Origin of the sequence: Saccharothrix sp. NRRL B-16314, assembly GCF_000716595.1 — a bacterium.
GTDB lineage: Bacteria > Actinomycetota > Actinomycetes > Mycobacteriales > Pseudonocardiaceae > Actinosynnema.
Genome location: NZ_JNXC01000004.1, coordinates 58,122 through 78,725 on the forward strand (window position 1 = coordinate 58,122; position 20,604 = coordinate 78,725).

Consider the following 20,604-nt stretch of genomic DNA (forward strand, 5'->3'; position numbering starts at 1 on the left):
AGTATCGAAACTCGATCGAAACACAAGAGTGACCATCTGACGTGCAGAAACGTCACTGAGACGCGTGAGTAGGTGATGCTTGACACCGATTGGACACGGGCCTAGGGTCTGCGCAAGTCGTGGATGTTTCGAAATGTTTCGATGCCACGAGTCAATTCCGCAGCGTGGCAGAAGGGTGGCGGTCGCATGTCCCGCCGTTCATGGGTGCGTCCCCTCATCGCGATGGGGCTCGTCGCCGTGACAGCAGTGGTGTCCGCGTGTGGTACGTCCGGTCCGGGCGAGACCAGCGGCGGAGCCCTGAAGATCTGGGCCCTCGAGGACCCGGTTCTCAACAAGATCGAGCAGAAGTCGATCGACTCGTTCAAGGCGGGCGGCGGCAACGCCTCGCTTGAGACGTTCGGCAACGACCCCTACAAGCAGCGGCTGCGGGTGGCCATCGGCTCACCCCAGGCCCCCGACCTGTTCTTCAACTGGGGTGGTGGCAACCTCAAGGAGTACGTCGACGCCGGCAAGGTCGCCGACCTGACCGCCGTGCTGGACGAGAACAAGGCCGCCAAGGACAAGTTCATCCCCAGCGTGCTCGACGGCGCGAAGCTCGACGGCAAGAACTACGGCGTCCCGATGCGGGGCATGCAGCCCGTGCTGCTGTTCTTCAACAAGAAGGTCTTCACCGAGGCGGGCGCGCAGCCGCCGAAGACGTGGGACGAGCTGCTCACCCTGGTCGACACCTTCAAGGCGAAGGGCATCACGCCCATCGCCCTGGCCGGCACTCAGGCGTGGACCGAGCTGATGTGGGCCGAGTACGTGCTCGACCGCTTCGCGGGCCACGAGGTGTTCAAGAACATCCGGGACAAGGGCCCCGAGGGCTGGAAGGACCCGGCCGTGGTCGGGGCCATGTCCAAGCTCAAGGAGCTCATCGACCGCGGTGGCTTCGGCAACGCGTTCGCGTCCGTGGGCTACGACGCCGGTGGCGCGTCGACGATCCTCGCCCAGGGCAAGGCCGCCATGCACCTCATGGGTTCGTGGGAGTACACCAACCAGCTCGACCAGAGCCCGGACTTCGTGAAGAACGGCGACCTGGGCTGGATCGAGTTCCCGTCGATCCCCGGTGGCAAGGGCGACCCGTCCAACCTGGTCGGCAACGTGAGCAACTTCTACTCCGCCACGGCGGACTCGAAGAACCTGGACGCGGCGAAGAAGTTCGTCACGACCACGCTCCACGAGGACTCCTACATCGAGGCACTGATCGAGGCCGGTGACGTCCCGCCGGTGGTGGGCGCCGAGGAGAAGCTGAAGAAGTCCGCGCACCCGGACTACGCGTCCGACATCTACAAGATGGTGCTGGACTCGAAGAACTTCCAGCTGTCCTGGGACCAGGACCTCCCGGCCGACAAGGCCACGTTCATGCTGACCCAGCTCCAGGAGTTCTTCCTGGGCAAGGTCTCGCCGCAGCAGTTCGTCGACGCGGTGGCCGCGCGCTGATGTCGTCCCAGCGGCCTTCGGCCTGGTATGCCGTGCCGGCGTTCGCGTTCTTCGCCCTGTTCGCCGCGTTGCCCATGATCCTGGTGATCTACCTGAGCTTCACCGCTTGGGACGGTCTGGGCACGCCGCAGCTCAACGGCGGCGAGAACTGGTCCCGGTTGCTCGATGACTCCGAGGCTCGCGCCTCGGTGTGGCGGACCCTGTTGCTGATGGTCATGTCGTGGCTCGTCCAGACCCCGATCGCTCTGCTGGTCGGGGTCTGGGCGGCCGGCAAGCAGCGGTCGAGGGCAGTGCTCAGCTCGATCTTCTTCCTCCCGCTGCTGCTGTCCACGGCTGCCATCGCACTCCTGTGGCAGGCGCTGCTGGAGCCGAACTTCGGCGCGTTCGTGGGTGGCCCGCTGTTCCTGGGCGACCCGGACATCGCGCTCTACACGGTGGTGCTCGTGATCTCCTGGCAGTTCATTCCGTTCCACACCCTGCTCTACCAGGGTGCGGCGCGGGCGGTGCCGCCGTCGCTCTACGAGGCGGCGACGCTCGACGGTGCCACCCGGGTCGGGAAGTTCCTGCACATCACGTTGCCGCAGTTGCGCTACACGATCGTCACGTCGTCGGTCCTGATGCTGGTCGGCTCGCTGACCACGTTCGACACCGTGCTGATCCTGACCAACGGCGGACCGGGCACCGCGACCCGCATCCTGCCGCTGCACATGTACATCACCGGCTTCAGCGGGTTCGAGATGGGCTACGCGAGCGCGATCGCGGTCGTGCTGGTCGTGCTCGGCACCGCGCTGTCGATCGCGGTCATGCGGTGGAGCGGGTTCCGCTCGATGAGCAGCCAGCAGGAGGGGTCGTGAAGTCTCGTCCCAACTGGCCCGCCGGGCTGTTCGCCCTGGTGTGGCTGGCTTTCATCCTCGGACCGCTGATCTACCTGGTCACGGTGTCGCTGCGGACCCGCAGCGAGTACCTGGGCAAGGGCGCGTGGGAACTGCCGGACGCGTTGACGCTGGACAACTACGTCACCGTGCTGACCGGCGGCTTCGGCCAGTACCTGCTCAACAACGTGATCGTGACGGTCGCGACGGTGGGCATCGTGGTGCTCGTCGCGGTGCCGGCCGCCTACGCGGTGGTCCGGAACACGGGCCAGTTCGTGCAGCGCGGGTTCACCCTGATCCTCATGGGTCTGGCGATCCCCGCGCAGGCCACGATCATCCCGGTCTACCTGATGATCACCAGGATGCAGCTGTACGACACCCTCACCGCGATCATCCTGCCGACGGCGGCGTTCGCGCTGCCGGTGGCGATGCTGGTGCTGACCAACAGCCTGCGTGACGTGCCGCGCGAGCTGTACGAGGCGCAGTCGATCGACGGCGCCGGCCCGCTGCGCGTGCTGGTGTCGCTGGTCCTGCCGTTGGCCAGGCCCGCGATCATGACGGTGGTCGTCTACACGTCGCTCAACGCGTGGAACGGGTTCCTCTTCCCCCTGGTGCTCACCCAGTCGGAGTCTTCGCGGGTGCTCACCCTCGGGCTCTGGGACTTCCAGGGGCAGTTCGGCACCAACGTGCCCGCGCTGCTCGCGGCGGTGACCCTGTCCGTGCTGCCGATCTTCGCGGTGTACCTGATCGGGCGGCGGTTCCTGCTCAGCGGCCTCACGGCCGGTTTCGGCAAGTAGCACCCCGCTCAAGGCTCGGGCCCGTACTCTCCCACGGGCCCGAGCCTTTCCCTTTTCCGATAATCTGGGGCTTGTCCAGCGTCTCAATGGGTGGACGTTCGACATTTTCGATCTAGACATCGACTGTTTCGATCGGGTTAACGAACCACCAAGTGACCAAGACCCCATCGACCCGGCACCGCGTCAGGCAGCCGGAACTGGGCAGGGCTGTCGTAGACTGCCCCCATGCCGACCAAAGCCGACCCGTCACCCTCGGATGGCACCGCCTCAGGTAAGATCACCATTGCCGCCATCGCGGCCGAGGCAGGGGTTTCGGTTCCGACTGTTTCGAAGGTGATGAACGGTCGCGCGGACGTCGCTCCGCACACCCGGGAACGGGTCGAGGCGATCATTCGACGGCACGGCTACCAGCGTCGGGCGGACGAGCGGTCGAAGCGCTCCAACCTGGTGGAACTGATGTTCCACGAGCTGGAGAGCGCCTGGGCGCTGGAGATCATCCGCGGCGCCGAGCAGGTCGCCGCCGAGCAGGGCCTGGCCCTGGTGCTGTCCGAATCACAGGGCCGGCTCACCCCCGGTCACGGCTGGCTCGAAGGCGTCATCGCGCGCAAGCCCCTGGCCGTGATCTCCGTCTTCTCCGACCTCACGTCCTCGCAGCTGGCGAAGCTCCGCGCGCGGGACATCCCGGTCGTCGTGGTCGACCCGATCGGCGAACCCCAGCTGGAGACGCCGTCCATAGGGGCCACCAACTGGAACGGCGGCCTGACCGCCACCCGCCACCTGATCGAACTGGGCCACCGCCGCATCGCCATGATCGGCGGGCCGGAGCGGGTGCTGTGCAGCCGCGCCCGGGTCGACGGCTACCGGGCCGCGTTGGAGACGGCGGGCCTGGACTACGACCCGGCCCTGGTGCGCTACGGCGACTTCCACGTGGAGTCCGGCCGCGCACAGTTCGCACCGCTGCTCGACCTCGCGGACCCGCCCACCGCCGTGTTCGCCGGCTCGGACCTCCAGGCCCTCGGCGTCTACGAGGCGGCACGCGCGGCCGGCCTGCGCATCCCGGAAGACCTGAGCGTCATCGGCTTCGACGACCTCCCGGTGGCGCAATGGGTGGGCCCGCCGCTGACCACAGTCCGGCAGCCGCTGCAGGACATGGCCGCGGCGGGCACCCGTCTCGCCATCACGCTGGCACGTGGTGAAGAGCCCGAACACCGCCGAATCGAGCTTGCCACCACGCTGGTGGTGCGTCAGAGCACCGCCGCGCCGCGCTGACGAGCCGCCTAGTGGTGGTGACCGCCTGGCTTCTGCGCGTAGATGCACCCCTGTGCCTCAGCGGGCACGGTGTGTCCTAGTTGGTCGCCAGGCAGCACCGGTGTGCAACGCAGGTCGTGCAGCCCCAACAGCTCCAGGCCGAGCGTGCCGCTCAACGCGAAGCCGTTGCCGAAGCCGAAGTCCGGGTTGTCCGAGACCTCGCCGCTGGTGAGGGCCGCCTGCCACGCGTGCTGGAAGTCGGCCAGCTTCTCGCGCTGGAACACCACCAGCCCGAGCCGTTCGTACGGACCCGCCTCGCACGTCGCCCACTCCGCCACGTACGGCGCGTAGAGCTTCGCCCGGAGCGGGCCGACGAACTCGGAGAACTCCTCCATCGTCCGCGGCACGACTTCGTCGCACTGCCCGGTCTTCTCCTGCACCCACTCCCCCACCTCGGACGAGGTGGCGAGGGGCGGGCCCAGCGCGTTGGCCGCCAGGCCGGTGGAGCCGGTCGCCGAGGAACAGGCGACCGACCCGACCAGGAGCGCGACCAGGGCCGCGCATCGGCCGAACATCAGGCCGTGGCGCACGAAGCGCCGTTGAGGGTGAACGCGGTCGGGTTCGTCGGCGTCCCCTGCGCCGAACCGTTGAACCCGAAGCTCACCGTCTGACCCGGCTGGAGGTTCTGGTTCCAGCTGGCGCCCTTCGCGGTGGCCGTGCCCGCCGCCACCGTGACGTCCGCCGACCAGGCCTGGGTGATGCCCTGGCCCGCCGGGAGGTCCCAGACCAGCTGCCACGCGTTGACCGCGCTCGTGCCGGTGTTCTTCACCGACACGTTCGCGGTGAAGCCGCCGGACCACGCGCTGGGCACGCTGTACGTCACCGAGCACGCGCCGGGCGTCGTGCCGCCACCGGAGGTGGTCGTCACGGACACCGCGGAGGACGGCGGCGAGGTGTTGCCCGCCGCGTCCCGCGCCACCACGTAGAACTGGTACGCGGTGCTCGCGGTGAGGCCGGTGACGGTGGCCGAGGTGCCGGTGGTGGTCGCGACCGAGACGTCGGTGGTGCCCGCCTCGCGGTACACCGTGTAGCCGCTGACGGCCACGTTGTCCGTCGCCGCCGGCCAGCTCAACGCCACCGAGGTGGACGAGGCCGTGCCGGTGGGCGTGCCCGGAGCGGTCGGCGCGGTCCTGTCACCGCCGTCCGAGCCACCGGTGAAGTTCACGTCCGAGCAGCTGTAGAACGCCTCGGGGCTGTCGTTGCGCTGCCAGATCGAGTAGATGATGTGGCGGCCGGACTTGTTCGGCAGGGTGCCGTTCCACGAGTACTCGCCACCGACCGCGACCGGGTTGGTGATGCTGTCGAACGGCGCGGGCTCCAGGTCCGACCACTTCAACGGCTGCGTGACGTCGAAGCCGTCCCGCGTGACGTACTGGTCCCAGGTGCCGGGGTGCGGCGCCCACGCGTTGTACTTGAAGTTGATCGCCGCGCCGGCCCGCAGGGTGGTCACCGGCCAGTCGTTGCGGGCCAGGTTGTAGGCGTCGTACTTGGTGGTCGGCCCGCAGAGGTCGCCGTCCGCGATGATCTCGCGGTGCCGGCCGCCCGCCAGGCTGATGAGGTTGCCGTACCAGTCCCACAGCGGCTGCTTCCCGCCGATCTGCACCGCGGCGACGCACGCCGGGTTCGTCGGGTTCAGGTCGCCACCGCCGCCGCCGATCCTGCCGTCTTCGTAGCAGGCGTAGGTGCGGCTCGGGGGGTAGGTCATCGAACCATGTGCCACCGCTACGCCGCTCTGGACGAACACGCTGGTCACACCGACGATACCGAGCGCGGCAACGGCCAACGCCCCTAAGCGCTTAAGTCGCACGGACATCTCCTTCAGATCGACGGTGATCTGTGAACGGTCTGCCTGGGAGCGCTCCCAGAATTACGATCGCATTACTGGTGACGCCACGTCAACGATCCGTTTCAACTGGTGGCCGCCCGCTGGTCGAAGCGCGGGTTACCGGACCCCTGATGGACTAGTGGACCTCGGTTCCGTAACCTGTCCGAGACCTCAGCGGGCGTGACCCGTTCGGGGCACCCCACCCGGCTTCAAGGAGGATCGCGCGACCGTGGCGTCGAACCCTGCTCTGCGCACCGTCCGAGCCGCCCTGACGGCCACCGCCGTCACCGCGCTGGTCGGCGCCACCATGCCGTTCCACCACGCCGCAGCCGACCCCGTGCTGCCGCCCAACGCCTCCGAGGCGTTGAAGAAGTACAACGAGCTCTCCATGCAGGCCGAGGCGCTGAACGAGGAGCACCTCCGCGCGCAGGAAGCCCTCGGCAACGCGCAGGGCGCGCTCGACCAGGCGAACCGCGACCTCGCCGCCGCCCAGCAGTCCCAGGAAGCGCTGCGCGGCCAGGTCGACCTCCTCACCGAGGCTTCCTTCGAAGGCGCCCGGTTCAACCAGCTTTCCGCCCTCCTCGTCAGCGATTCGCAGCAGGACTTCCTCAACCGCATGAGCGCGCTCGGCGTCCTCGCGGGCGGCAACGCGGAGGCGTTGCAGGGGCTGTCCGACGCGGTGGACCTGGCGAACGACGCGGCGCACCGCGCGACCGACGCGGCCGACGCGGCGAACCAGGCGATCATCGACATCGACCAGCGGAAGATCGCCCTGGACGGTCAGATCACCGACGCCCGCAACGCCTACCGCTCGCTGAGCGCGGCCGAGCGGTCGGCGTTGAACAACGCCGGTGACATGAGCGCCATCCCGGTGCCGGCGGGCCAGGCCGGTCAGGCGTTGGCGTTCGCGTTGGCGCAACGCGGCAAGGACTACGTGTACGGCTCGAACGGCCCCAACACGTGGGACTGCTCCAGCCTGATGCAGGCGGCGTACCGCTCGGCCGGCATCACCATCCCCCGCACCACCTATGGCCAGGCCACGATCGGGCGATCCGTGTCGCGCAACGACGTGCGCGCCGGCGACCTGGTCATCTACTACTCCGGCCAGACGCACGTGTCGATGGCGATCGACGGCATCCGCGCCGTGCACGCGTCCACCGAGGGCGTGCCGGTCAAGGTCCAGGACATCGACTCCATCGGACCGATCAGCGTCATCCGGCGCGTGGTCGGCTGATACCCCCACGAGCGGCGCGGGGAACTGCTCGGGCAGGCGCCGCGCGTTCCCCTGGGACTAGGCTTGGCGCGGTTGAGCAGCCAGCCGCATCCTGCCGACCGCACCCAGGGGTGGACATGGACGATTTCGCCGACACCGTCGCGCTCACCGCGCGCGACGTGGCAGTGGGTGTTGCGGTAGTCGGGGTGGTCGGCGAGCTGGACATGGCGACGGTCCCGGTGGTCGAGGAGTTCGTGCAGCGCAGGCTCGGCGACGAGGTGGGGACGCTGGTCCTCGACCTGTCCGGCGTCACGTTCCTCGGTTCGACCGGCATCAACCTGCTGATCTCGCTGGACGCCGCGTGCGCGGAGTCGGGCGCGAAGCTGCGGCTGGTGGCGAACACGCAGGCGGTCCTCCGCCCGCTCGAGGTCACCGACATGACCCGGCACTTCACCATCGTGGGAGCGGTGGACGAGGCGAGCTGAGCGGGCCGCCGCCTGGACCGCTGCCGCCTGGACCGCTGGGCGAGTCGACGATCGTGATGCCCCGGCTGCCGGGTAGCAGCCGAGTGCGCCTTCAGGTTCTCGGGCGGGTCCGGGCGTCGTGCGCTCGAAGCTCTCGGCAAGTGGTCAGGTCGAGGAGACCCGCCGGGGTGGCGGGCTCCTCTTCGGTCTGGTCGGCCGGGTGGCCGAAGGTGCCGGACTGCACCGGCCCACGTCATCGCGCGGTCCGGCGCAGTCGCACAGCCCGAGCCGGGAGTTACCGGGCGGCGGTGCCGACCTTGGCCTTCGGGGTCCACTGGGTGTAGCCGGCGCGCTCCGCCTCGGCGACCGAGCGGAACGTGACGTCGCCCTTCATGCGCTTGTAGTACGGCGAGTCGGGGGTGTGGAAGATCATCGACTTGGAGTTCGCCTTGACCTCGATCTCCTCGTCGTCAACCGACTCGACCGACTCGACCGACACGACGGCAGGAACGGCCGGGGCTTCGACAGCTTCCGGTTCGACAGCGGCCGGCTCAACGGCTTCCGGCTCAAGAACTTCAGGCTCAACGGCTTCCGGCTCGGGGGCAGCCGCCGGCTCCACGACCACCTCGGGCTCCGCGACAACCGCAGGCTCGACAACAGCAGGCTCGGCAACCACTTCGGCGACCGCAGGCTCGACAACCTCGGGCTCGGTCACCTCGGGCTCGGTCACGACAGGCTCGGTCACGACTGGCTCATCCGCCGGGGCCGGTGCGGTTTCCTCGGAGACGACCGCCGCGGGGGTGGGCTCCGGTGCCGACGCCTGCTCCGGGAGTACGACAGCGGCGGTTGCCGGCTTGGGCTCGGTTGCCGGCTTGGTGTCGGTTGCCGGGCGGTCGGCAAGGGCGCGCGCCGCGCCCTTGTGGCGCAGCCGCGTGAACGCCGCGCCGGCCACGAACGCCACCACGCACAGGACGAGAGTGATCAACCAGGACACTGCAAACTCCTATACGGCCACTGCGAGCGGAACAGGACGCCGACTGGCGCATGCCGACGAGCCGCGTGCGACCCATCGGCCGAATGTTCACCGTGTCGGGGACCACAGACTAGGCACGCGTCACGCGGCGTGTGGCAGCACCCCCTGCCTGCACCCGCACCGGCTGCACACCGGATGCGCGGGCAGCCGCACGTCGACCAGCAGCTTGCGCGCGTCGTCGAACGTCGGCACCCGTTGCCCCGGAACGAGAAGGCCGTCCAGCACCGCCTGCCGCCGCCGCGCCAACTCCCGTGAACGCTGCACCGGGTCCTTCAGCCGCGCCCGCACCCGCTCGCGCGACTGCTCCCGCGCCAACGTCCCGGCCGCGCTCAACGGCCGCGCCGGACGCGGCTGGGTCAGCCGGGCGTTGCGCCGGTTCACCCGCCACCACGCGCCCAGCGTCATACCGGCCACCGGGGGGCGCGCTCGACACGCGCCCCCCTGCTGCCACCACGAGCGCAGTCGCGCACGGAGGAAGTCGTGCGCTACCTGGTCGCGGCTTCTCGGGTTGCCCTGCCTTGTGCCGTCCGGCTTGCGGTCGACCGCCGCGAGCAGGGCATCGACGCTCCACCCCTCGCCGAACCACGGCTCGACCACCCGGCGCACGGCGGCGCGGTGGGCATCGGGCCAGGTCGCGCGCAGGCAGAGCGCCTCGACAGCCGTGTCGATCTCGGCGTCGGTCTCGGGGATGACACGGCCGGGCCACTGACGGGGATCGAGTCGAACACGCATCTCATGGCTCCCTTCGAACGCGTACCGAACATCCGTTCGAGATAGTGCCACCGACCACCGACAATTTCGGAACCACAGATTTGACTTATATAAGCCCAGACTGAAAGATGCAGGTCGTGCACGCGTTCGACGTACTCGGCGACCCGGTCCGTCGCCGCATCCTGGAGCTGCTGGCCGACGGCGAGCAGACCTCCGGCGCGGTCACGGAGGTGGTCCGCCGGGAGTTCGGCATCTCGCAGCCGGCCGTCTCCCAGCACCTCCGGGTGCTGCGCGAGAACGGCTTCGCCCGCGTCCGCGCGGAGGGCACCCGACGCCTCTACGCGGTGGACGACCGGGGCTTGCGGGAGGTGGACGAGTGGCTCGACCGGTTCCGCCGGTTCTGGAGCGGCCACCTCGACGCGCTGGCGACCGAACTCGCGCGCGGCAAGCGCGAGAGACGACTCAAGGAGGAACGACAGTGATCGACATCGCGGACCAGCTCAAGGCCATCCAGCGCGAGGTCCACGCCGGCACGGCCGACACCGTCGGCGTGCTGCTGCGCCGCACCTACGACGCCGCGGCCGAGGACGTGTGGGACGCGGTGACCGACCCGGACCGGCTCAGGCGCTGGTTCCTGCCGGTCAGCGGCGACCTGCGCGAGGGCGGGAACTTCCAGCTGGAGGGCAACGCCGGCGGCGACATCCTGGCGTGCGCGCCGCCGAAGCTGCTGCGGGTGACGTTCGGCGGCGAGACCAGCGTCGTGGAGCTGCGCCTGATCCCGGAGGGCGACGACCGCACGACCGTCGAGCTGGAGCACACCGTGCCGAAGGCGATGGCGGGCGGCGGCGCGGGCGCGCTCTACGTGGGACCCGGCTGGGACGGCGCGCTGCTCGGCCTGGCCCTGTTCCTGGCGGACGAGGTGGCCGAGGACGTGGACCCGACCGCCGCCGCCGCGTCGCCGGAGACCCAGCGCTTCAACCTCGGCTCCATCAAGCTGTGGACCGCCGCGGTCGAGGAGTCCGGCACGGCGACGGCGGAGGAGTTGGCGGCGGCGGTCGAGGCGTCGATGGCGCAGTTCGCGCCGGACGTCGAGGACCAGGCCGAGGACCAGGCCTAGGGTTCGGCGACCTCGGCTTCGACGGCGTCGAGGGTCGTCTCGATCCCGTCGAAGCCGGGGTCCGCCGGCGGCGCGCCGTCGGCCCGGCACGCGACCAGCGACAGCAGCAGCGCCACCGCCGCCGTGAGCGCCTTCACCGCCGACAGGCCCTTCACTTGACGCCGCAGTGGTCGGCCTGGAACTTGTCGACGCGGCGCTGGACGTCACCGAGCCTGGTCAGCTGGTCCGCGCGCCGTGCCGCCCGCTGGTCCAGCTTCTCGGCCCGCCCGGTGTTGCCGGCGTCGCGGGCCTTCTGCGCGTGTGCCCGGAGCCACGCCGTCGAACCGGCCACCTCGGGCCCGCCGTTGATGCGGGTGGTGACCCGTTCGACCCGCTCCTCGATCTTCGGCGCCCGCTGCTCGCACAGCTCCTTCACTCGTTCCGGGCTGATGGTGACGGGCGCGTACTCCTGTGCGACCGCGACACCGGCGGCGACACCCGTTGTGGTGAAACCCAGGGCGGCGGTCCCGATGACGGCGATGCGGCGAATCCACATGTTCATGCCGACCACGATGGCCGCCGAGGATGCGGGCTGTGTCCGGCGAGTGTTCGGATCACGCAAAGATCGCGGAACTCCTCCGTTTCACGGTCCGGGCGAGTGGCAACCCTCTCCCCCATGACCGACACCTTGTGGGAAGAGTTCCACCGCGTGGTGAACATGACCTCGCACGAACTGGAGGACTGGCTGCGCACCCGCTCGGCGGACGAGGACACCGAGGCCCTGCCCGACCAGGCGGGAACGCCCACCGGCCAGGAGGTGCTGCGGGTCCTGCGCAAGCGGCGCACCGACCTGACCACCGAGGACGTCAAGGTGATGCGCAGGGTCGTGGACCGGGTGCACGCGCAGCGGCGCGACGACCTGGAGCCGACGGCGGGCGAGGCGCACTGGAGGCACCGGCTGATGTCCATCGGCCACGACCCGCTCAAGCCGGCTTGAGCGCCGTCACCGGGGCCGTGCGTCGATCTTCTCGGCGTCGCCCAACCGCACACCCGCCGCGGGGACCAGGCCGAACTGGACGACCTGCCGGCGGGCGAGGAGGTCGGTGAGCCAGTCGACGGCCACCCGCAGCCGGTTCCCGGGCATCGCCATCAGGTGGTAGCCCCGCGCCACGACCTTCGCGGGCAGCCCGGTGAGCGGCACGTGCAGCGGGTTCGCGACGGCTTGGGAGCCGGCGAGGTCCACCACGAAACCGAGGTCGCGGTGCCGGTACGTCGCCACGGCGCCGTGACCGAGGGAGGCCGCGACGTTCCGGCCGGCGAGCTTGCCCTGGCGCTGCGCGTGCTGCGCGGTCATCGGCGTCGGCTTGCCGTCGTTGAACACGTCCGGCACGGCGGCGATGTCGCCCGCCGCGAACACGTGCGGGTGGGTCGGCACGGCGAGCGTCGGATCGACCGCCACCCGTCCCTGCACGGTCGCCAGCGAGACGGCCTCCACCAGCGGGTCCGGCCGCACGCCGACGCACCACACCAACGTCCGGGTCGGGATCTCCGAGCCGTCGGTCAGCCGCGCGCAGTTCGCCGTGACGGCCTCCACGCTCGTCTCCAGCCGCACGTCGACGCCCCGCGACCGCAGCACCCGCGCGGCGGGCCCGGACAGCCGCTCGTCCAGTCCGGGCAGCACCCGCGGCGCCATGTCGACCAGCACCCACTTCACCTGGGACTCGGACAACCCGCTGCGCCCGCGCAACGCCGCCCGGGTCAGCTGCTGGCCCTGCGCCACCAACTCGGTGCCCGTGTACCCGGCGCCGACCACCACGAACGTCGACCGCGCCGCCCGCTCGGCCGGGTCGGTGGCCTGCTCGGCCAGCTCGACCTGCCGCAGCACGTGATCGCGCAGGAACACCGCCTCGGCGACCGACTTGAACCCGAACGCGTGCTCGGCCACGCCCGGGATCGAGATCAACCGGGTGACGGAACCGGACGTCAGCACGATCCGGTCCCACTCCAGGACTTGTTCGTGCCCCTCGACGTCCACCACCGTGCACGTCCGCTCGGCCAGGTCGAGCCCGGTCGCGTGCGCCTGCACCAGCCGCGTGCGCGGCAGCTTGGGCCGCAACGGCACCGCCACCCGGCGCGGGTCCAGCGACCCACCCGCGACCTCCGGCAGCAGCGGCACGTAGAGCATGTAGTCGGTGGGGTTGACCGCCACCAGGTCGGCGGCGTCGGAGGGCAGCACCCGTTCCAGCGTGCGCAGGCAGTGGTAGCCCGCGAAGCCCGTTCCGACGACCAGCACGCGCGGCTTGCCCATGGCTCGATCCCTCCGACGAGGAGTCCGTTCCGCCGGCGGGTACCCCGGACCCGGAACGGGTAGACACGATCCATGGCCCTGGGACTGCCCGACGCGATCACCGCCTGTCTCTTCGACCTCGACGGCGTGCTGACGAGCACGGCCGTGCTGCACCGCCGTGCCTGGCGTCGCACGTTCGACGACTTCCTGCGCCCGCGCGACGAACCGCCGTTCACCGAGGACGACTACATCCGGTACGTCGACGGCCGCCCCCGCTACGACGGCGTGCGGGCGTTCCTGACGTCGCGCGGCATCACGCTGCCCGAGGGCGAGCCCGACGACCCGCCCGACCGGAACACCGTGCACGGGGTGGGCAACCGCAAGAACGACCTGCTGGAGGCGATCATCCGGCACGAGGGCGTGACGCCGTACGCGGGCACGGTCCCCTACCTGCGCGCGGTGGAGGACGCGGGCCTCGGCATCGCGGTCGTCACCTCGTCGGCGAACGCCCGGAAGGTGCTCGACGCGGCCGGCCTGTCGCCGTTCGCGCAGGCCCTGGTGGACGGTGTGGTCATCAGCCGCGACGGGCTCAAGGGCAAACCCGCGCCGGACTCGTTCCTGGCGGGAGCCCGGCTGCTCGGCGTGCGGCCGGAACACGCCGCCGTGTTCGAGGACGCGCTGTCCGGCGTGGAGGCGGGCCGCGCCGGCGGGTTCGGGCACGTCGTCGGCGTCGACCGGACCGGTCAGCGGGAAGCCCTGGCGGCGCACGGCGCGGACGTCGTGGTCGAAGACCTCGCGGAGCTGCTGTGACGGGCTGGGTGGTCGCACCCTGGATGGTGCGGTGGGACGGCCTCGCGGTGGACCAGCTCCACCGGACCGAGTCGGTGTTCGCGCTGTCCAACGGGCACATCGGCCTGCGCGGCACGTTGGACGAGGGCGAGCCGCGCGGTCTGCCCGGCACCTACCTCAACGGCTTCTACGAGGAGCACGCGCTGCCGTACGGCGAGTCCGGCCACGGCTACCCGGAGGCCGGGCAGACGATCGTCAACGTCACGGACGGCAAGGTGATCCGGCTGCTGGTCGAGGACGAGCCGCTGGACATGCGGTACGGCCGGGCCCACTCGCACCGGCGTGAGCTGGACTTCCGCACCGGAACGCTGCGCCGGCACACCGAGTGGGAGTCGCCGACCGGCCGCCGGGTGACCGTGCGCAGCGAACGGCTGGTGTCGCTGACCCAGCGCGCCGTCGCGGCGATCCACTACGAGGTCGAGCCGAGCGAAGACCTCCAGCTGGTGGTGCAGTCCGACCTGCTGGCGAACGAACCGGTCGAGCACGACAGCGACGACCCGAGGGTGGCCGCCGCGCTGCACGACCCGCTGGTGGCGGAGTTCGCGCACGTCGAGGACTACCGGGCGGTGCTGGCGCACCACGCGCGCAACTCCGGGCTGCGGATGGCCGCCGCGATGGACCACGAGTTGGAGGTCGAGGACGGCCTGCGCACCGAGGTCCGCGCCGAGGGCGACCTGGCCCGGTTCACCGCCGCCGTGGACGTGCCCGCGGGCGGGAAGCTGCGGCTGGTGAAGTACCTGGGCTACGGCTGGTCCGCGCAACGGTCGATCCCCGCGCTCCGCGCCCAGGTGGAGGCGGCCCTGGCGGGGGCGCGGCAGACCGGGTGGGAGGGCCTGCTGGCGGAGCAGCGGCGGTTCCTGGACGACTTCTGGGAGGTCGCGGACATCGAGCTGCACGGCGACGACGAGCTCCAGCAGGCGCTGCGGTTCGCGTTGTTCCACATCATGCAGGCCGCGGTGCGCGGCGAGACGCGGGCGATCCCGGGAAAGGGGCTGACCGGGCCGGGGTACGACGGGCACGCGTTCTGGGACACCGAGATGTTCGTGCTGCCGGTGCTGGCCTACACGGTGCCGGAGGCGGCGCGGGACGCGTTGCGGTGGCGTCACTCCACGCTGGGCGAGGCTCGGGAGCGGGCCGCGGTGCTCGGCCAGCGCGGCGCGGCGTTCCCGTGGCGGTCCATCAGCGGCGCGGAGTGCTCGGCGTACTGGCCCGCGAGCACGGCGGCGTTCCACGTCTCCGGCGACGTCGCGCACGCCGTGGCGCAGTACGTGAACGCGACCGGCGACATGGCGTTCGAACGGGAGTGCGGCGCGGAGATCCTGGTGGAGACCGCCCGGCTGTGGCGGTCGGTGGGTCACCACGACCAGCACGACGGGTTCCGCATCGACGGGGTGACCGGGCCGGACGAGTACTCGGCGGTGGCGGACAACAACATCTACACCAACCTCATCGCGCAGAAGAACCTGCGTTGCGCGGCGGACGCGTGCGAGCGGCACCCCTACGTCGCCGAACGCCTGGACGTGACCGCCGAGGAGGTCGCCGAGTGGCGGAACGCGGCCGACGGGATGCTGATCCCGTTCGACCGGCTGCTCGGCGTGCACCAGCAGAACGAGGGGTTCACCTCGCACGCCGAGTGGGACTTCGACGGCACCGACCCGGACGAGTACCCGCTGCTGCTCAACCGGCCCTACTTCGACCTGTACCGCAAGCAGGTGGTCAAGCAGGCCGACCTCGTGCTGGCCATGCACGTGCGCGGCGACGCGTTCACGCCGGCGGAGAAAGCGCGGAACTTCGCCTACTACGAGTCGCGCACGGTGCGCGACTCGTCCCTGTCGGCCGGGACGCAGGCGGTGCTGGCCGCCGAGGTCGGCGCGCTGCGGCTGGCCTACGACTACCTGGCCGAGGCGGCGTTCACCGACCTGCACGACCTGCACCGCAACGTCCACAACGGACTGCACATGGCGTCGCTCGCCGGCGCCTGGGTCGGCCTGGTGGCCGGGTTCGGCGGGATGCGCGACCACGACGGCGAGTTGACCTTCGCGCCGCGCCTGCCGCCGGGCCTGAGCCGGATGGCGTTCAGGATGGCGTTCCGGGGCACCCGCTTCGCGGTGGAGGTCGAGCCGGGCGCGGTCACGTACCGGATCGTCGCGGGCGGTGCGCTGCGGACCCGGCACCACGGCGTCCCGCTGGTCGTCGAACCGGGTCTGCCGGTCACGCTGTCCACACCGGACGCGCCCGAGCCGCCCGCCCTGAGCCAACCGGCGTCGCGTGCGCCCGCGCGCCGCGTGCCGGCGGGGTGAATCGGGCGTTCACGACCGGCGTTCACGACCGTTCCGGGGTGCCCGGAACGGGCAAGCGGTCCTGAAAGGAGTTTCACGGGGATGGGGCGCCCGGTCGGGCTCCAGGGGGGAGGGGAACCCGACCGGGACTGTTAGGCGACCATTGGGGGGTGGTGGCCACCTAAGCCCTCATCGTGGCCTTGGGTACCCCCGTTACCGGGTTTCAACCTCGAACCCGGATGTGGTGTGGGTGATCTACGTCATCACGGCCGAAATGATCTCCGCAGAAGTACGGTTGCGGCCGGGCCAGAGGTAACCCACAGGAGTGAGAGGGGCAGCGCCGCGGGCCGTGGCCGGACAGGATTCCGAAACGTGAGCTCAACACCGATCTACGACGAGTTGGCGGCCACCTACCTCGCCGACCTCACACCGGACCCCCGTGAGCCGGTCGCACCCGTGCCGACGGGCAAGACCGCGCAGCAGACCCCGGCCCCCGCCGCCCGGACCAAGCCACCGACCGAACCGCGCAAGCGGCCCAAGGCCTGAGTCCGGACCCGGACTCCACCGCACGCGGCGGAGCAGCCGCCCACTGCCCGTAAGACCTCGATCGGGTGGAGCGGACCGCGTGACGGGCCTTGCTCCCGACAGCGCACTGCACGCCGCCAGTGAGTGCGACTGAGAGCAGACCGACTCCCCGATCAAGTGATATCGATCGTGACATGCGCTGAGCCGTAATGCCGGCCCGTGTACGGCGATGGGATCTATAGGCGGAACCGCTACCCGGAGGGGGATGAGCCGAACGGGCGCGGGTAGCCCCTTCCCATGCGGAACGAGGTGGCCGTGAAGACCAGGGAAGCCGCGAAGAAGGCAGACCGCGACCCCGACCCGAAGGACGGGCGCCGGCGCTTCAGCCGGGCACAACTGCTCGCGCTCGTGGTCGGTGTGCTCCAGCTCGTCTTCGCCTCCGTCCCGTTCCTCCCCACCGGCGACGGCAACGACCACGCCCTCTACGTCGCCACGGGCCTGGCCGGTGTCCTCCTCGCGTGGGACCACCGGCACGCCCGGTGCTACGGCTTCGGCCTGCTCCTGCTCTACGGTCAGCTGTTCATCGCCGACGCGGAGGCCACCGGCACCCTGGGTCTGCCCACGTGGGAGACGCTGGCGTACGGTCGGGCGGCCTTGGCGGGCGTGGCCATCGCCCTGATCCCCGCGTTCAAGCGCGAGTAGTCGCCGGCGCTCATCGTGCCGTCCGGGTTGAACCGCAGCTTGTCGTCGCCGCTGCGGGCGATCGACTCGAACATCGCGCGGTCGGACTTGGTGGTGGGTCGCCAGTACATGTGCGCGCCGTGGGTGACGCCCATGTCCAGCGACATCATGGTCGCCACCGCCCGGTCGTAGCGGCGGCGGGTCAGGGGCGCGCCGCCGGACTCGCGGATGTCGAACACGTCGTGGTCGCCGGTCAGGGGCCGCAGCCAACCGCGCTGGTCGTACCCGTGCACGACGCCGTTCCGCACGACGTACTCGCCTCGGCGTTCGAACAGGGCCATCTTGTCGCGCAGCGCGTCGAACTCCGTGCGCCGCTGGTCGTACCGGCGGATCAGCCGGTCGCTGAGGTCGAAGCGGGGCAGCGACGGCCGGAAGTAGCCGACGAGGCCCCGGTGGCGGCGGGCCGCGCCCAGCCGGACGTCCAGGTCGTCGATGGTCTTGGCCTTCACCGCCTCCGGTTTGGGCAGCGCGCCTTCGCGCAACCAGGCCACCGCGTGCGGGTTCGTCGCCCGCACGTCGATGACCAGGTCCTGCTCGGCGGCCACGTGCTGGAACTTGCGGGCGTTCTCGGTCGGCATGCCGAAGACAGGCTCCACCGACGACAGGGGGAAGAGGTGATCAGTGCGCACGGCTATTAAGGTCCGCCCGAAATGCGCGTGCACGAGAGCGCCCGCTTCGGTTAGCTCGAAGCGTGACCCCTGATTCACTGATAGGACTTCTGGCGGAACCCGAACGGTTGCGGGTCGTGGCCGCTCTCGTCCTGGGTGCCCGCACGACCGGGGACGTCACCGGGTCGACCGGGCTGGGCGTGCGGCAGGTCGAGGAGTCGTTGCGCCGGCTTCGGTCGGCGGGGCTCGTCGTGACCGACGGATCGGTGCTGCGAGTGCGCGAGGAACTGTTCAAGGAGGCCACCCGGGTCGAACAGGCGAACCGGGCCCCGGAGGACCCGTTCGTGCGGGACGGGCGGCTGGTGAAGCTCCCCGCCCAGCGTGGACGCCGGCGGGCCGTGCTCGAACAGGTGAGCACCACGTTCGAGCCGGGTAGAAGGTACCCCGAGCGGGAAGTGGCGGAAGTGCTGAAGCGCTGGTGCGAGGGTGGCGAGGTCGACCACGTGGCGGTGCGCCGGTACCTCGTGGACGAAGGCCTGCTCAGCCGGGCCGACGGCGAGTACTGGCGTACCGGCGGCCCGGCGGGCGTCTAATCGGGTCTCAGCCGAACGTGTCCGGGTCGGGGCCGATGCGCCGGCCGCGGTCCAGTCCGGCGATGCCGCGCAGGTCGTCGGCGTCCAACTCGAAGTCGGACACGGCGAAGTTCTCCGCGATGCGGCTCGGCGTCACCGACTTGGGGATCACGACGTTGTCCAGTTGCAGGTGCCAGCGCAGCACGACCTGCGCCGGTGACCGGCCGTGCTTCGCGGCGATGCCGGTGACGACCGGGTCGGCCAGCAGCTCGCCGCCCTGCGCCAACGGGCTCCACGCCTCGGTCGCGATGCCGTGCCGGACGTGGAACGCGCGCAGTTCGGCCTGCTGGAGCCACGGGTGCAGCTCGACCTGGTTCACCGCGGGCACCGCGCCGGTGGCCTCCACGACCCGCTCCAGGTGCGTGGGCTGGAAGTTGGACACGCCGATGGCCCGGACCCGGCCGTCCGCGTACAGCTTGCCCAGTGCGCGCCAGGTGTCGACGTACCGGTCCCGCTTGGGCGCGGGCCAGTGGATCAGGTACAGGTCGACCCGGTCCAGGCCGAGCCGCTCGGCGCTCGCGTCGAACGCGCGGAACGCGTCCTCGTAGCCCTGGTCGTCGTTCCACAGCTTGGTCGTCACGAACAGCTCGTCGCGCGCGATCCCCGAGTCGGCGATCGCCCGGCCGACCGGTTCCTCGTTGCGGTAGGCGGCGGCCGTGTCGATGCTGCGGTAGCCGACCCGCAACGCCTCGGCGACCGTCTCGTAGGTGTCCTCTTCGGACACTTGGAAGACACCGAAACCGAGCTGCGGCATGGCGACGCCGTTGTTCAGGGTGACAGTCCTCATGGGGACCATGATGCCCGCTGCCGACGCGTCCCGCGGATGGGGCGCGTCGACGGGCAGCACGCCTCGACCGACCGCCGCACGGTCGGACCTCGGCCACCAGCGTGTAGTACCCGGTGAAGTGGCGGTTACTCCTCGGGCGGACGGGTAGGCCCACCCCATGGGATTCGAACGCGCGGTGGTGACGGGTGGGGCCGGGTTCCTCGGCTCGCACGTGTGCGAAGCGCTGCTCATGCGCGGCACGCGGTTGGTGTGCGTGGACGACTTCCGCACCGGATCGCTGGACAACCTGCCGTCCGACCCGCGGCTGGGCATCGTGGTGGAGGACGTGGCCCGACCGCTCGACCTGCTCGGCGACGTGGACCTGGTGGTGCACCTCGCGTGCCCCGCGTCGCCACTGGACTACCTGCGCACACCCGTCGGCACGCTCAAGACCGGCGGGTTCGGCACGCTGCACGCGCTGGAGCTGGCGCAGCGCAAGAACGCGCGGATCGTGATCGCCTCCACCAGCGAGGTGTACGGCGACCCGCTGGAGCACCCGCAGCGCGAGACGTACTGGGGCAACGTCAACCCGATCGGCCCGCGCAGCGTCTACGACGAGGCCAAGCGCTTCGGTGAGGCGATGACCTGGGCGTTCCGCCGCGAGCACGGCACCGACGCGGGCATCGTGCGGATCTTCAACACCTACGGCGCGCGGATGCGCCCGGACGACGGCCGGATGATCCCGACGTTCGTCCGGCAGGCCCGCGCCGGCGAGCCGCTGACCGTGCACGGCGACGGCACGCAGACCCGTTCGCTGTGCCACGTGGACGACCTGGTGCGCGGACTGCTGTCGATGGCGGAGAGCGACCACGCCGGTCCGGTGAACCTCGGCAACCCGGAGGAGGTCACCGTGCTGGAAGTCGCCCGAAAGATCATCGAGCTGACCGGGAGCACGTCCACGATCGAGCACGTCGACGCCATGACCGACGATCCGCGCCGCCGCAGGCCGGACATCTCGCGGGCCCGCGAACTGCTGGGGTGGCAGCCGGAGATCTCGCTGGACGAGGGGTTGCGGCGGTCGTTTGACCGCCACCTCGTCGGGTAGCCGGTCGACAC

23 protein-coding genes are annotated in these 20,604 nt (G+C 70.5%); 14 read left to right on the forward strand and 9 right to left on the reverse strand.

Going from position 1 to position 20,604, the window contains the following annotated elements; genetic code table 11:
* The first annotated feature begins 186 nt into the window (after positions 1 to 186).
* The 4 genes from OQ02_RS10090 (at position 187) to OQ02_RS10105 (ending at position 4,420) form a co-directional block, all read left to right on the forward strand.
* A complete protein-coding gene (locus OQ02_RS10090; protein WP_063747039.1) occupies positions 187 to 1,482 on the forward strand; it encodes an extracellular solute-binding protein in 1,296 nt (431 codons plus the stop codon).
* Positions 1,482 to 2,336 carry a carbohydrate ABC transporter permease gene (locus tag OQ02_RS10095; RefSeq protein WP_033438080.1) on the forward strand — a complete coding sequence of 285 codons (855 nt, stop codon included), beginning with the start codon at positions 1,482 to 1,484 and terminating at the stop codon, positions 2,334 to 2,336. Before OQ02_RS10090 ends, OQ02_RS10095 begins: the two co-directional genes overlap by 1 nt.
* Positions 2,333 to 3,151: a carbohydrate ABC transporter permease gene (locus OQ02_RS10100; RefSeq protein WP_033438081.1), complete on the forward strand. Its 819-nt coding sequence runs from the start codon at positions 2,333 to 2,335 to the stop codon at positions 3,149 to 3,151. The genes OQ02_RS10095 and OQ02_RS10100 overlap by 4 nt, the downstream gene beginning before the upstream one ends.
* A 225-nt stretch (positions 3,152 to 3,376) precedes the next feature.
* Positions 3,377 to 4,420 (forward strand): LacI family DNA-binding transcriptional regulator, encoded by a 1,044-nt coding sequence (locus OQ02_RS10105; protein WP_033438082.1) that lies wholly within the window; start codon positions 3,377 to 3,379, stop codon positions 4,418 to 4,420.
* Between the two features lie 8 nt (positions 4,421 to 4,428).
* On the opposite strand, the gene OQ02_RS10110 is transcribed toward OQ02_RS10105, so the two are convergent.
* Together OQ02_RS10110 and OQ02_RS10115 are read right to left on the reverse strand one after the other, a co-directional pair.
* Positions 4,429 to 4,989 (reverse strand): hypothetical protein, encoded by a 561-nt coding sequence (locus tag OQ02_RS10110; protein WP_033438083.1) that lies wholly within the window; start codon positions 4,987 to 4,989, stop codon positions 4,429 to 4,431.
* Positions 4,974 to 6,164 (reverse strand): lytic polysaccharide monooxygenase, encoded by a 1,191-nt coding sequence (locus OQ02_RS10115; RefSeq protein ID WP_231499951.1) that lies wholly within the window; start codon positions 6,162 to 6,164, stop codon positions 4,974 to 4,976. Before OQ02_RS10115 ends, OQ02_RS10110 begins: the two co-directional genes overlap by 16 nt.
* A gap of 349 nt (positions 6,165 to 6,513) precedes the next feature.
* Here OQ02_RS10115 and OQ02_RS10120 point away from each other — a divergent pair, with 349 nt between their 5' ends.
* Together OQ02_RS10120 and OQ02_RS10125 are read left to right on the forward strand one after the other, a co-directional pair.
* Positions 6,514 to 7,518 carry a C40 family peptidase gene (locus OQ02_RS10120; RefSeq protein WP_033438085.1) on the forward strand — a complete coding sequence of 335 codons (1,005 nt, stop codon included), beginning with the start codon at positions 6,514 to 6,516 and terminating at the stop codon, positions 7,516 to 7,518.
* Between the two features lie 116 nt (positions 7,519 to 7,634).
* Positions 7,635 to 7,982: an STAS domain-containing protein gene (locus OQ02_RS10125; RefSeq protein WP_063747043.1), complete on the forward strand. Its 348-nt coding sequence runs from the start codon at positions 7,635 to 7,637 to the stop codon at positions 7,980 to 7,982.
* Between the two features lie 274 nt (positions 7,983 to 8,256).
* On the opposite strand, the gene OQ02_RS40830 is transcribed toward OQ02_RS10125, so the two are convergent.
* Positions 8,257 to 8,955 carry a sunset domain-containing protein gene (locus OQ02_RS40830; protein ID WP_051772118.1) on the reverse strand — a complete coding sequence of 233 codons (699 nt, stop codon included), beginning with the start codon at positions 8,953 to 8,955 and terminating at the stop codon, positions 8,257 to 8,259.
* A 120-nt stretch (positions 8,956 to 9,075) separates the two neighbouring features.
* Positions 9,076 to 9,726: a hypothetical protein gene (locus tag OQ02_RS10135; protein ID WP_033438086.1), complete on the reverse strand. Its 651-nt coding sequence runs from the start codon at positions 9,724 to 9,726 to the stop codon at positions 9,076 to 9,078.
* Between the two features lie 116 nt (positions 9,727 to 9,842).
* On the opposite strand from OQ02_RS10135, the gene OQ02_RS10140 reads away from it, so the two are divergent.
* Both OQ02_RS10140 and OQ02_RS10145 read left to right on the forward strand, forming a co-directional pair.
* Entirely contained in the window at positions 9,843 to 10,187 is a 345-nt protein-coding gene (locus OQ02_RS10140; protein ID WP_033438249.1) for an ArsR/SmtB family transcription factor, read from the forward strand.
* On the forward strand, positions 10,184 to 10,822 hold the full coding sequence (locus OQ02_RS10145; protein WP_033438087.1) for an SRPBCC domain-containing protein: 639 nt from the start codon (positions 10,184 to 10,186) through the stop codon (positions 10,820 to 10,822). Before OQ02_RS10140 ends, OQ02_RS10145 begins: the two co-directional genes overlap by 4 nt.
* Here OQ02_RS10145 and OQ02_RS43650 read toward each other — a convergent pair.
* Both OQ02_RS43650 and OQ02_RS10150 read right to left on the reverse strand, forming a co-directional pair.
* Positions 10,819 to 10,977, reverse strand: coding sequence for a hypothetical protein (locus OQ02_RS43650; protein WP_156076960.1), 159 nt, complete (start codon positions 10,975 to 10,977; stop codon positions 10,819 to 10,821). The genes OQ02_RS10145 and OQ02_RS43650 overlap by 4 nt on opposite strands.
* Positions 10,974 to 11,363, reverse strand: coding sequence for a hypothetical protein (locus OQ02_RS10150; protein WP_156076961.1), 390 nt, complete (start codon positions 11,361 to 11,363; stop codon positions 10,974 to 10,976). The genes OQ02_RS43650 and OQ02_RS10150 overlap by 4 nt, the downstream gene beginning before the upstream one ends.
* Before the next feature lie 114 nt (positions 11,364 to 11,477).
* Between OQ02_RS10150 and OQ02_RS10155 the strand changes: the two genes are divergently transcribed.
* Positions 11,478 to 11,798, forward strand: a complete 321-nt coding sequence (locus tag OQ02_RS10155) for a DUF3140 domain-containing protein (RefSeq protein ID WP_033438088.1) — start codon at positions 11,478 to 11,480, stop codon at positions 11,796 to 11,798.
* A gap of 6 nt (positions 11,799 to 11,804) precedes the next feature.
* Here OQ02_RS10155 and OQ02_RS10160 read toward each other — a convergent pair whose 3' ends face one another.
* Positions 11,805 to 13,109: an NAD(P)/FAD-dependent oxidoreductase gene (locus OQ02_RS10160; RefSeq protein ID WP_033438089.1), complete on the reverse strand. Its 1,305-nt coding sequence runs from the start codon at positions 13,107 to 13,109 to the stop codon at positions 11,805 to 11,807.
* A gap of 72 nt (positions 13,110 to 13,181) precedes the next feature.
* Between OQ02_RS10160 and OQ02_RS10165 the strand changes: the two genes are divergently transcribed.
* From OQ02_RS10165 to OQ02_RS43655, 3 genes are all read left to right on the forward strand, one after another.
* Positions 13,182 to 13,898 (forward strand): HAD family hydrolase, encoded by a 717-nt coding sequence (locus OQ02_RS10165; protein WP_033438090.1) that lies wholly within the window; start codon positions 13,182 to 13,184, stop codon positions 13,896 to 13,898.
* A gap of 23 nt (positions 13,899 to 13,921) precedes the next feature.
* Positions 13,922 to 16,237 carry a glycoside hydrolase family 65 protein gene (locus OQ02_RS10170; RefSeq protein ID WP_051772156.1) on the forward strand — a complete coding sequence of 772 codons (2,316 nt, stop codon included), beginning with the start codon at positions 13,922 to 13,924 and terminating at the stop codon, positions 16,235 to 16,237.
* A 351-nt stretch (positions 16,238 to 16,588) separates the two neighbouring features.
* Complete coding sequence (locus OQ02_RS43655) at positions 16,589 to 16,762, forward strand: hypothetical protein (protein WP_156076962.1); 174 nt, start codon at positions 16,589 to 16,591, stop codon at positions 16,760 to 16,762.
* Between the two features lie 551 nt (positions 16,763 to 17,313).
* Here OQ02_RS43655 and OQ02_RS10175 read toward each other — a convergent pair.
* Positions 17,314 to 18,111 (reverse strand): hypothetical protein, encoded by a 798-nt coding sequence (locus tag OQ02_RS10175; RefSeq protein ID WP_033438092.1) that lies wholly within the window; start codon positions 18,109 to 18,111, stop codon positions 17,314 to 17,316.
* Between the two features lie 116 nt (positions 18,112 to 18,227).
* On the opposite strand from OQ02_RS10175, the gene OQ02_RS10180 reads away from it, so the two are divergent.
* Positions 18,228 to 18,683: a DUF2087 domain-containing protein gene (locus OQ02_RS10180; protein WP_197043272.1), complete on the forward strand. Its 456-nt coding sequence runs from the start codon at positions 18,228 to 18,230 to the stop codon at positions 18,681 to 18,683.
* A 7-nt stretch (positions 18,684 to 18,690) separates the two neighbouring features.
* Here the strand turns inward: OQ02_RS10180 and OQ02_RS10185 are convergent, their stop codons facing one another.
* The gene (locus tag OQ02_RS10185) at positions 18,691 to 19,518 is read right to left on the reverse strand and encodes an aldo/keto reductase (RefSeq protein ID WP_033438251.1); all 828 of its coding nucleotides are present in this window, start codon (positions 19,516 to 19,518) and stop codon (positions 18,691 to 18,693) included.
* 148 nt (positions 19,519 to 19,666) lie between these two features.
* Here OQ02_RS10185 and OQ02_RS10190 point away from each other — a divergent pair, with 148 nt between their 5' ends.
* Positions 19,667 to 20,593, forward strand: coding sequence for an NAD-dependent epimerase/dehydratase family protein (locus OQ02_RS10190; protein ID WP_033438094.1), 927 nt, complete (start codon positions 19,667 to 19,669; stop codon positions 20,591 to 20,593).
* The last annotated feature ends 11 nt before the right edge of the window (positions 20,594 to 20,604 follow it).

Coding starts and splice junctions, on each gene's coding strand:
- OQ02_RS10160 (WP_033438089.1), bottom strand. CDS start 13,109: ATGGGCAAGCCGCGCGTGCTGGTCGTCGGAACGGGCTTCGCGGGCTAC.
- OQ02_RS10105 (WP_033438082.1), top strand. CDS start 3,377: ATGCCGACCAAAGCCGACCCGTCACCCTCGGATGGCACCGCCTCAGGT.
- OQ02_RS10090 (WP_063747039.1), top strand. CDS start 187: ATGTCCCGCCGTTCATGGGTGCGTCCCCTCATCGCGATGGGGCTCGTC.
- OQ02_RS10170 (WP_051772156.1), top strand. CDS start 13,922: ATGGTGCGGTGGGACGGCCTCGCGGTGGACCAGCTCCACCGGACCGAG.
- OQ02_RS10095 (WP_033438080.1), top strand. CDS start 1,482: ATGTCGTCCCAGCGGCCTTCGGCCTGGTATGCCGTGCCGGCGTTCGCG.
- OQ02_RS10125 (WP_063747043.1), top strand. CDS start 7,635: ATGGACGATTTCGCCGACACCGTCGCGCTCACCGCGCGCGACGTGGCA.
- OQ02_RS10115 (WP_231499951.1), bottom strand. CDS start 6,164: ATGACCTACCCCCCGAGCCGCACCTACGCCTGCTACGAAGACGGCAGG.
- OQ02_RS10190 (WP_033438094.1), top strand. CDS start 19,667: ATGGGATTCGAACGCGCGGTGGTGACGGGTGGGGCCGGGTTCCTCGGC.
- OQ02_RS10155 (WP_033438088.1), top strand. CDS start 11,478: ATGACCGACACCTTGTGGGAAGAGTTCCACCGCGTGGTGAACATGACC.
- OQ02_RS10185 (WP_033438251.1), bottom strand. CDS start 19,518: ATGGTCCCCATGAGGACTGTCACCCTGAACAACGGCGTCGCCATGCCG.
- OQ02_RS10135 (WP_033438086.1), bottom strand. CDS start 9,726: ATGCGTGTTCGACTCGATCCCCGTCAGTGGCCCGGCCGTGTCATCCCC.
- OQ02_RS10165 (WP_033438090.1), top strand. CDS start 13,182: ATGGCCCTGGGACTGCCCGACGCGATCACCGCCTGTCTCTTCGACCTC.
- OQ02_RS10150 (WP_156076961.1), bottom strand. CDS start 11,363: ATGAACATGTGGATTCGCCGCATCGCCGTCATCGGGACCGCCGCCCTG.